This is a genomic window from Acidobacteriota bacterium, assembly GCA_040752675.1.
Classification (GTDB): Bacteria; Acidobacteriota; Polarisedimenticolia; order JBFMGF01; family JBFMGF01; genus JBFMGF01.
The window spans coordinates 1-7,517 of sequence record JBFMGF010000106.1 but is presented as its reverse complement, the minus strand read 5'-3'; the positions used below and the strand labels follow the sequence as shown (position 1 = coordinate 7,517).

General features: G+C 47.4%; 9 protein-coding genes. 5 read left to right on the top strand and 4 right to left on the bottom strand.

The annotated features are described in order from the left end of the window. Window positions 1–247 precede the first annotated feature (247 nt). On the bottom strand, window positions 248–520 hold the full coding sequence (locus AB1756_09680) for an HU family DNA-binding protein (protein MEW5807599.1): 273 nt from the start codon (window positions 518–520) through the stop codon (window positions 248–250). Between the two features lie 257 nt (window positions 521–777). On the opposite strand from AB1756_09680, the gene AB1756_09675 reads away from it, so the two are divergent. Beyond that, complete coding sequence (locus tag AB1756_09675) at window positions 778–1,476, top strand: helix-turn-helix domain-containing protein (protein MEW5807598.1); 699 nt, start codon at window positions 778–780, stop codon at window positions 1,474–1,476. Here AB1756_09675 and AB1756_09670 read toward each other — a convergent pair. Both AB1756_09670 and AB1756_09665 read right to left on the bottom strand, forming a co-directional pair. Then, on the bottom strand, window positions 1,470–2,132 hold the full coding sequence (locus AB1756_09670; GenBank protein ID MEW5807597.1) for a class I SAM-dependent methyltransferase: 663 nt from the start codon (window positions 2,130–2,132) through the stop codon (window positions 1,470–1,472). The genes AB1756_09675 and AB1756_09670 overlap by 7 nt on opposite strands. Continuing rightward, window positions 2,129–3,118: a potassium channel protein gene (locus AB1756_09665; GenBank protein ID MEW5807596.1), complete on the bottom strand. Its 990-nt coding sequence runs from the start codon at window positions 3,116–3,118 to the stop codon at window positions 2,129–2,131. The genes AB1756_09670 and AB1756_09665 overlap by 4 nt, the downstream gene beginning before the upstream one ends. A 191-nt stretch (window positions 3,119–3,309) precedes the next feature. Between AB1756_09665 and AB1756_09660 the strand changes: the two genes are divergently transcribed. From AB1756_09660 to AB1756_09650, 3 genes are all read left to right on the top strand, one after another. After that, on the top strand, window positions 3,310–3,951 hold the full coding sequence (locus AB1756_09660; protein ID MEW5807595.1) for a hypothetical protein: 642 nt from the start codon (window positions 3,310–3,312) through the stop codon (window positions 3,949–3,951). Window positions 3,952–4,000: 49 nt separating this feature from the next. Further along, complete coding sequence (locus tag AB1756_09655) at window positions 4,001–5,110, top strand: hypothetical protein (protein MEW5807594.1); 1,110 nt, start codon at window positions 4,001–4,003, stop codon at window positions 5,108–5,110. A 291-nt stretch (window positions 5,111–5,401) separates the two neighbouring features. After that, entirely contained in the window at window positions 5,402–6,271 is an 870-nt protein-coding gene (locus AB1756_09650; protein MEW5807593.1) for a hypothetical protein, read from the top strand. 368 nt (window positions 6,272–6,639) lie between these two features. On the opposite strand, the gene AB1756_09645 is transcribed toward AB1756_09650, so the two are convergent. Then, window positions 6,640–7,296, bottom strand: coding sequence for a DNA alkylation repair protein (locus AB1756_09645; protein ID MEW5807592.1), 657 nt, complete (start codon window positions 7,294–7,296; stop codon window positions 6,640–6,642). Window positions 7,297–7,313: 17 nt separating this feature from the next. Here AB1756_09645 and AB1756_09640 point away from each other — a divergent pair. Further along, window positions 7,314–7,517: hypothetical protein (locus AB1756_09640; protein MEW5807591.1), on the top strand; the 204-nt coding region annotated here is incomplete at its 3' end.

Genomic DNA, 7,517 nt, shown 5'->3' with positions numbered 1-7,517 from the left:
TAAAGGAAGTGGGAGTAGCTGCTCCGCCCACTGTGGTGGAGGTAAAATCCTGATGCCAAGACAATTTTGGAAGTTCGGAACTTGTTTATATACAATAAATTAAAAAATCAAACTGTAGAAGATGAGTCAAAGACAGGGCCAAACTACTTGTTGCTGATTAAATAAAACAAACAAATCAAAAATAAAAACCAAAAAATAAAAAAGGGGACAGATCGCTCTGTCCCCGCTTCAAACCACCCTGTTAATATTATCTTACGGCATCCTTTAGAGCTTTACCCGGTGTGAATTTCGGCACTTTCTTGGCAGGAATCTTGATCGGCTCGCCGGTTTGTGGATTTCTACCGGTTCTTGCCTTCCTCTTTGAGATGGAGTACGTGCCGAAGCCAACGAGACTGGTCTTTTCTCCTTTCTTCAGAGATTTCGTGATGCCATCGATGAATGAATCAATCGCTCTGCTCGCCTGGGCTTTGGTGATCTTAGAATCTTTTGCAATCTTTTCAATGAGCTCTGCCTTGTTCATTCTATCACCTCCTTTTCATAAAGTTTGATATCTCTATATCAAAGAAATCCGCGCCTGTCAATAGATTTTTTGGGGTCACCACGATTTTTTTCAGATTTGACGCCCCTTCCCCCGCCTCACAGATTCGGTGCGGCGAGCAATTAAGCTCCTCCAATAACAGATGCGTACACTTTCTAAAAATTTTGCTTGTAAAGATGGTGGTATCTGTGGTAAAAATTTAATGTTTTTGAGGTTTTGAAAATTCCATGAGCAATCCTATGGACAGACAGGATTATACGATCAGAGAGGCTGCCGAGGTTACGGGTGTCTCGGCGACGACGATACGGAGATACATCAAGGCGGGAAGGGTCCACGCTTCCCTGGCCAAGGGAAGATATGGACCAGAATATAGGGTCTCCGTCGAGAGCCTGAAAGGATCCGGCCTGGAACAGAGCAACAATCTTTCGGTAAGGAAAAACCGCAATCAAAACGGACATTCCATAGAGGATTTGAGCGCTCTCCTCAAAGATCTTGTCCCGGCCAGCCTTTTTCAGGAACTGATCATGAAGCATGAACAGCTCCTCGTCCAGTACGGAATGGTGAGGGCCAGCGGCAAGAGGCTCATCGAGCTCAAGGCAGAGAGCGAGATGAATGAGCAGATATTCCATGAGCAGATGGAACGGATGAAAGCCACACTTAAAAAGTATCAGGACGAGATTGAATTCCTCAAGAAGCATCTCAGGCTGGCCGAGCTTGAGATGGAAGAGAAGAACAGCAAGATCAGAGAGCTTAAGGATAGGATCAACCTTCTGGAGCTCGTTTCGAGAAACGCCATCACGACAGAGAACATCGAGAGACAATTCATGGAGATTTACAGCAAGCAGGAAAAGATAAAGCAGATGACAAGGACCTTAAACCCTCCTGAGAAGGATCTTCCCCAGAAAGGGACCCGGGAAAAGCACAACGCGGATCACTGATCCATCTTCTTCCTCAGTTTGATAAGATTCCACAGGCCGAAGAGATTTACTCTCTCCATTCTCTCAATCTCAAAAAAGTCTCTCTCCAGAACAGATTCCACGGGAAGGTCAAGCCGGAAGCCCAGATATCTCGAAACTGGAGAGAGAGTCTTTTCAAACATCGCCATGAAGGGATTCGAACTGTGAAAATGGTTCACGAAAACGACAATCCCGCCAGGCTTGCAGACCCTGTTGATTTCTAAGACTACCCTGTCCGGATCGGGAACGACACTGATGAGATATGGGACGAGAACTTTGTCAAAACTGCAATCCTCAAAGGAGAGAGCAGAGGCATCCATCTTCTTCAGGGATATATTCATCAGTTTCTTGCTCTTGATGATTTTCTCCCTTGCCTTCCTCAGCATCTCTTCCGAAATGTCGATTCCAAAGAGGAAACAGTCATTGGGGTAAAGCGGGATGGATAATCCTGTTCCGATCCCCACTTCCAGAATTCTGTCTCCTTCCCTAATCTCCAGTGCCCTGACACCTTCCTCCCTGCCCTGTTTTAAGATCCTGTCGAAGATCAGGTCATAATAGTCCGAGTAGGTTGAATAGATCCTTTCCATCCATCTGGAATGGAAATCCTCCCTCCTTTTAGTGGCATATATTTTCATCATCCCCTCCCTAGATCTTCAAGCTTTTGAAGGTTCTCTCTGCTCCCCAGGGCGATGAGGACATCCCTGGAGGAGATTTCGGTCTCTGAAGAAGGATTGAAGACCATTCTCCCGTCCTCCTTCTTGATGGCTACGATGATGATGTTCAATTCCTTCCTGATCAGGGAGTCCTTAAGCTTAATCCCCGAAAGCAGAGATCTCTCGCAGACATTCACCTCCTCCATCCTGAGATCGAGCGAGGAATCCTGAGAAACGACCTCCATGAAATCGACGACTACCGGTTTCAGGAGCAACTGGGACATGTGCTTCCCGGCCGTGGAAAATGGATTGATGACCTTGTTGGCGCCTGCACGGAGAAGCTTTTGAACGGAGCCTTCCGTGTTCGACCGCGCCACGATGAAAATACCAGGATTGAGACCCCGCGCCGTTAACGTGACGAAGACATTATCAGCGTCTTCCGAGAGGACGGTGACGACCCCTTTCGCCCTTTCGATGCCGGTCTTGGACAACGTCCTGTCATCCGTGACGTCTCCCATGCAGTGCAGGTACCCCTCTTCCTCTATGGCTCTGATCTTGCCATGATCGTTCTCCACGACGACGAAGGGAACCCCCTTGAGTGCCAGATCCTTGCAGATGACGCTTCCCATCCTGCCGTACCCGCAGACAATGTAATGGTCTCTAATCTTCTGAATATCTTTCTCCATTTTCTTCCCTTTGATCAAACGATTTTCGACGAACTCTTCCATGATGGAAGCAGCGAGGTAGAAGACAGTTCCCACGCCAAAGAATATGATGAGGATGTTGAAGATTCTTCCTGCATTGGAGAGCGGATTAACCTCGCTGTACCCGATTGTAAAGATCGTGATGATGGTCATGTAAAAAGAATCAAAGAGCGTCCACCCCTCGATCATCGTATAGCCGAATGTCCCGACGACGATAATCAACAGGAGCAGCGAAAAGACATACTTGATTCTCAGCAACCTCTGCATCCGTGCAATCCAAATTTGTAATCATTTTAACATGTACACTTTGCCAGTTGAACGAAAAATCAGAATGCTTTTCCACAATTTTTAGGATGCTGTTTATTACCAGCAGAGGAACTCCAAAAACAGAAATTTTACCTTGACTTTACGGCATCCTGATGGTAGTTTACGATATTCAAAATCTGGAGGTGTTAATAATGAGAAGATTTGCTTTGGCCATTTTAATTTTTCTATCCACGAGTCTTTGGCTTTCATGCTCAAGCGATGAGCCTGATTACGTTTCAGAGACATTGACATTCGTCGTCACGGCAAGCGGCTACGTTCCTCAAGAGCCTCCAGAATATAAGGATCCCAATATCCCTCCACCGGTCGGGCAGGCCGTCTGCTATGATATCGATCCAAGATGTCCCAATCCGGCCATTCCGCAGTGTCCTCCCCCCGGTACTGATCTTGTTTACCCGCCAAGGCCCATTTCAGTCGAATTTAAGCCTGAGATCAGGATCTTCGCTAAAGATTCCAGTTCCTATCAGGTAATAGAGCTAGAGGAGGGAATGCCAGACGATCCGGAGTATTTCGGCCGAACACCCTACGATACCGTTTGCAGCGATGCTGTGCAGAAATGGTATGAGGCTGATCCCAATTACCAGTTCACCTGCTCGACAGATGCTTCAAAAGTCGTCGCCCTCTTCAAGAAGAAGGACTATTACGGAACTCCCCAGGCCTGGAAAGATGATGCGACGATGAAAGTCGATGTCTACATCAACGATGTCCTCTGGAAATCATTCATGGAACTTGATCCGAGCGAGGGAGGATTGACTGTCATCGTTCCAATCAACTAAGCACAAATACCAATGCTAAGAATCTTTCAATATTCAGTTAGGAGCCAAAATGAAGAAAGAACTACTGATTTTCCTTTCCGCTTTAGCTCTCATTCTACTTTCTGCGAATCTTATCCTTGCCGAGGAAGAAAAAAGGGGACAATTCTTCATAGAAATGGAAGATTGGTACGTCAAGGCTTCCAATGTCGACTATGAGATCTCTACCATCCAGACCGGAGAATCCAGCTCCAACCTTTCCATCCCATCTTCTTATGGAGATAGCGCCAGATACAGATTGGGCTGGGATTTCAAAAACGATCTCGGTGCTATCGAGTTCATCTTCTGGAATCATGATAATAGAGACCGTATAAAAAGAACCGACGCGGGAAACTTTGCATTCACTCAGAACCTCTCGCCCGCACCATTTGCAGGAGTGTATGATGACGGAATGGCAGATGGTGTCTTCAGTGAATCTAAGTTCGTTGTCCGTTCCCTCTCCTTGCTTTTCAGCCGGGGGCTGGTCAATGGTGAACGGGTAAAAGCGGACTGGGGAATCGGTGTAAGAAAGATCAGCCACAAGCACACATTTAATACGACCTATTATTTCCTCACCCCCAAATTCTCACACCAGTTTATAGAACCAAATTTTTCTCATCTCATCCCGCTAAACGACACACTTCGCGAAGTCTCCTCGCTAGAGGCCCGAGGGCTGGAAACGAAAGCATCTATCTTCTTCCCCATGATGAGAAGGGTTTCCATTGGAAGCGATATCGCAATTTCCTACCTGATAGGGCGATCCCGCTCCGAATACGTCTCAAAGAACCACTACTATGCGACATCTGTGGGAAACTACCTTGATCCGAAAGTAGAAGGCCTGAGTTTCTCAGAGTTTGATCAGCAATTGACTTTCACGACAGCGGCAAAAGGAAGAGAAAAGGATTCCGCCATCCTGATCACAGAAGCAGATCTGAAAATCATCTGGAATGTCTGGAAGACCGTCAACCTCACCTTCGGCTATGCTCTTGCCCTTTGGAATGGATCAATGCTCAGACAGGATGTCAATGTTGCAGATTCCTCGCCGGAAAGCTGGGACTATCTGGACGTTTCGCAGTACAGCCGAGCCGTTAGAGATGATATTGTCTTCCAGGGACTCTACATGACAGTCTCATATCGTTACTAATCGCGCCAAAGCCAGCTCCTTTCCAGAGCACGGCTTTGTCTTTCTCCACGCTTAAATCCTACCGGATATTATAAAGTGCAGCAGCGATCATTCATTGCATGCTCATGATCACCATAATGGCTTAGTTTGAATGAACAATGGCTTTATATGCATCCGCGTCTTCATGGAAGCAGGATTCTAAATCATACGCTCTACTGTTTGTAGCGAGCCCAGCAATGTATAGATATAATATTAATAAATTAAAAATGCACATCAACGATGGAATGATAAGAATAGTAATTGAGGTAGAAGATGAGTAGAAAATGGATGCTTTTTCTTGTTTCAATTCTTCTGGGCTGGACCTTCATGTTCTGCATGGATAAGGGGGAAGCGGAGAGGTTCGTCAAGGAGGCTGTGGCCAAGGAAGAGACGTTTGATGGCCAGATCAAGGTTCTCATCGGGCTGGCATGGTTTGACAAATCAGTACCCCCTGAAGTCTCCAGCTTTGCAATAGAAGAAATCAAAGGGAATGGGAGATGGGCCAAGTACATGCTTAATAAAGCTATAGTCTCGGCACCCGCATCCATTCAGAAAGAGATGATTCCCATTCTTCACCTCGCCTACGATGAAGGTGGAACGTCGCATGACCTTGATTACATATCAACGTTCCACTCCCTCCTCAAAACGGGGGATAGAGATATCAAGATAATGGCAATGGATGCCTTTGCCAAATATTCCATTCAGCAAGGCGTCCTTCCCATCATCGACGCCGTTACTGCTGATCCTTCCCTTCTGCTTCATGCCATCAAGACGCTCGGCTCTATCGCCAGTCCAGTGTCAGCCAGGTTTCTGGTCGAACAACTTTCCTCCAATGATAGAAACATTGCCGATGCCACTGAGACCTCTCTTTCCAGGATGGCTGCTGTTGCCTCTCTCGAACTCAAGAAAGGCCTGAGCAATGACAGCAGGATAGTCAGGGAACGTTGCCTGCGGATATTTCTCCCCATCTCCACTGTAGACGACATTCCCCTCCTCCACCATGTGAAAATGAAAAAAGAGAGGTTTGATCCCGAGCTCCTCGAACAGCTCGAAAAGAAGATCGTGGAGCTTGAAGAACAGAAAATCCTGATAGAGCAGATGGAGCAAGAGGAGCAGGAGGAGGGAAATGTCGAAATGCCATGAGAGAATATTTAGAGAGGTAAACCTGCGAAACAGAACAACCCCCCATTCCTGAATGTCCTGATGGACTTGGCCATAGCTTCTGAATCAAATTCAGCAGCTTGAAGATCGAAAAGATCCAATCTTGTTTGCCAAATAAGACGCTGAATGAGCAAGGCATCTGGTGTCAGAATATACCCCCGGATGACGAAAAGCGACGCAAAAAAAATAACATAAGAAATGGAATAACGACCATGCTTAGAATACAAATGATGCTGCTTAACACAGCGCTGACCTGCAGGCTGCGTGAAGTACCTATAATTATAATCCCATCTCTCAATGCGGAGCAGCCGGGCGGGTCGAGCGCTTGGGCGGATGCCAATTACCCGGCTTCAATGGCCTTTACGTCTCGGATTCTTCAATCCTGTGCTCAGTTTGTTTTTTACCTCGCGCTTGACTCGCGCCGCGAGAACTTGATCATGCTCACTCAGAAACTCTTGCACCGCCCTCGCGTCATGCGCTACAAGCTCACGTAATGCCCACGACATGGCTTTGGCTACCATATCATTATGATCATTCACCAACACGTGGCAGACCCGAAGAGTCCGTGACGTATCTCCTTTTCCTCCATGTGATTGCACGTTCAAGGCCACCGTGCTGACTAACGCTGCTCGGCGCCACCAGCGGTCTTTTGAACAAGCCCACTTAAGAATTAACTTGTCGGATACCTGCCCTTTGAGCCAAGCTGGCCCAGCCAAGTTCCGCGCAAAATCGTCGACCGTCGACCAACTGTTGATGCCTTGACCCAAGTCTTCCACTTCTGCTTCGCCAAGGCGCTCAAACGTCGGTTTATGGCTCTGTATCAACTCGTAGGCGATCCATCGGTAGGCATCAATCTTAAGGAGTTTTCTTGCCAGTTGGAGAACAAACTCTGGGCTGGCGAGCCTCAGCATCCGAGAGTACTTGCGACGAACAGCCCGCATAGTTTGTGTGTTACGAACAGCTAAGGCTTGGATATCCGCGTCAATTGTCGACGCTACTTTCCTCACCTCGCTCAAGTCGGCTGATGGCCTCATTGTTTGCCTGCCATACGCATATCCGCCCAATCGGGATAGGGGGAGCCTCACGGCTTCCCTCCTCCCACACCACCTGGCATACGGATCACGTATACGGCGGTTCGAACGATTACATCAACATTTTGTGTACAGCCGAGGTAAACCCAGTGAGTCAAAGAATCCAGCGGGCAGCGCAAAGCTCAGCGCAGGACTCT

Excerpts from the sequence above, each read along its gene's own strand:
- AB1756_09665 (MEW5807596.1), bottom strand. The coding sequence starts at position 3,118 with ATGCAGAGGTTGCTGAGAATCAAGTATGTCTTTTCGCTGCTCCTGTTG.
- AB1756_09655 (MEW5807594.1), top strand. The coding sequence starts at position 4,001 with ATGAAGAAAGAACTACTGATTTTCCTTTCCGCTTTAGCTCTCATTCTA.
- AB1756_09680 (MEW5807599.1), bottom strand. The coding sequence starts at position 520 with ATGAACAAGGCAGAGCTCATTGAAAAGATTGCAAAAGATTCTAAGATC.
- AB1756_09675 (MEW5807598.1), top strand. The coding sequence starts at position 778 with ATGGACAGACAGGATTATACGATCAGAGAGGCTGCCGAGGTTACGGGT.
- AB1756_09660 (MEW5807595.1), top strand. The coding sequence starts at position 3,310 with ATGAGAAGATTTGCTTTGGCCATTTTAATTTTTCTATCCACGAGTCTT.
- AB1756_09650 (MEW5807593.1), top strand. The coding sequence starts at position 5,402 with ATGAGTAGAAAATGGATGCTTTTTCTTGTTTCAATTCTTCTGGGCTGG.
- AB1756_09670 (MEW5807597.1), bottom strand. The coding sequence starts at position 2,132 with ATGATGAAAATATATGCCACTAAAAGGAGGGAGGATTTCCATTCCAGA.